This is a genomic window from Rhizobium sp. 3T7 (assembly GCF_020166565.1).
GTDB lineage: Bacteria > Pseudomonadota > Alphaproteobacteria > Rhizobiales > Rhizobiaceae > Rhizobium.
Genome location: NZ_JAIQXS010000055.1, coordinates 1 through 1,280, shown reverse-complemented (window position 1 = coordinate 1,280; position 1,280 = coordinate 1). Strand labels below are relative to the sequence as shown.

The 1,280-nt window shown below is 62.9% G+C and carries 1 pseudogene; it reads left to right on the top strand.

From position 1 onward, the window contains the following. A pseudogene (locus K9B32_RS28805) lies at positions 1 to 1,280 on the top strand (hypothetical protein); the annotation flags it as partial.

Genomic DNA, 1,280 nt, shown 5'->3' with positions numbered 1-1,280 from the left:
ACACTTTCACGGTGAATGTCGCCGACGATGTTGCGACGATCGGCACGCCTTATTCGGCTGGCCTCGTCGAAGAGGAGCAACTGGCTGTCGTCGGCAGCGGCAACGAGGATACGGGTTCGGATGGGGACTTCCGCAGCGGGTTTCTCGGCTTGGTCTTCAACGATAGAACGACGCAGACGACGGGCGGCACACTTGCGATCGCCTGGGGTTCGGACAATGCCGACAACGAGGCGATCACGTCGGGCGCCGGTAACCGCTCCGTGGCGTTTGGCCCGGCTGCGGTCAACACGCTCGATGCCCTGGACCTGACGTCGCGCGGCCAGGAGGTCCACTATACGATCGTGACGGTCGAGGGCGGCCAGGTGTTGCTCGCCTATACCGGCGAGGTGGCTCCGACCGGCGTTCCGGCCAATGCGAATGCGGCCCAGGCAGCTCATGTCGTCTTCTTGGTCGGTCTTTCCGACAACGGCGGCGGCTCCTATCAGTTCACGCTGATCGACACGCTGGACCACAAAGGTGCGGGCGAAGATACGTTGAAGCTCGACTTCCAGTTCACGGCGACGGATTCGGACGGCGACAAGACGGGTGTTGCAACCTTCGGCGTCGGTGTGATCGACGATACGCCGATCCTTTCGAGCGACGTCGGCGTGCGGTTTGTCGAGGAAGAGGCGCTTGCCGGCGGCAACGAGGACATCTTCCCGTTCGGGACGGAAGTGGGCGGTGTAATCGCCAATGGCGGCTTCATCACCGACAAGATCGGCGCGTCGCTGAACATTTCCTGGGGCGGCGACGACAGCAACAAGAATGAGAATGGCGGCTTCACCGGAGCGCAGGTGATGGGTGACCGCTCCGTGGTGTTCGCGACCGGCAGCGGTTCCGACCACAGCGTCAGCGCGGGCGAGGCTTCGGCCTTCCTGGGTGTTAAGAGCGGTAATACGACGATCAACCTCGGTGACTTGACCTCCGGCGGCCAGCACCTGACCTATTCGCTGTCTGCGAACGGTACTGTCTTGACGGCGCATGCCGGCAACGAGACGGTGTTCACGGTGACACTGTCGGACAAGGGCGACGGTTCCTATGCCTTCGATCTCGACGGCGTGCTCGATCATCCCGTCAAGGGCGGCAACGCCGGGCAGGAAGACGTTCTGTCCTTCACCTTCAAGTTCACCGCACGTGACGGCGACGGCGATGCAGTCGGCGGCAACTTCACGGTCAACGTCATCGACGACAGCCCGATCGCCAATGCCGGCATGACCTCGACGGTGGAAGACGAGGCGGCT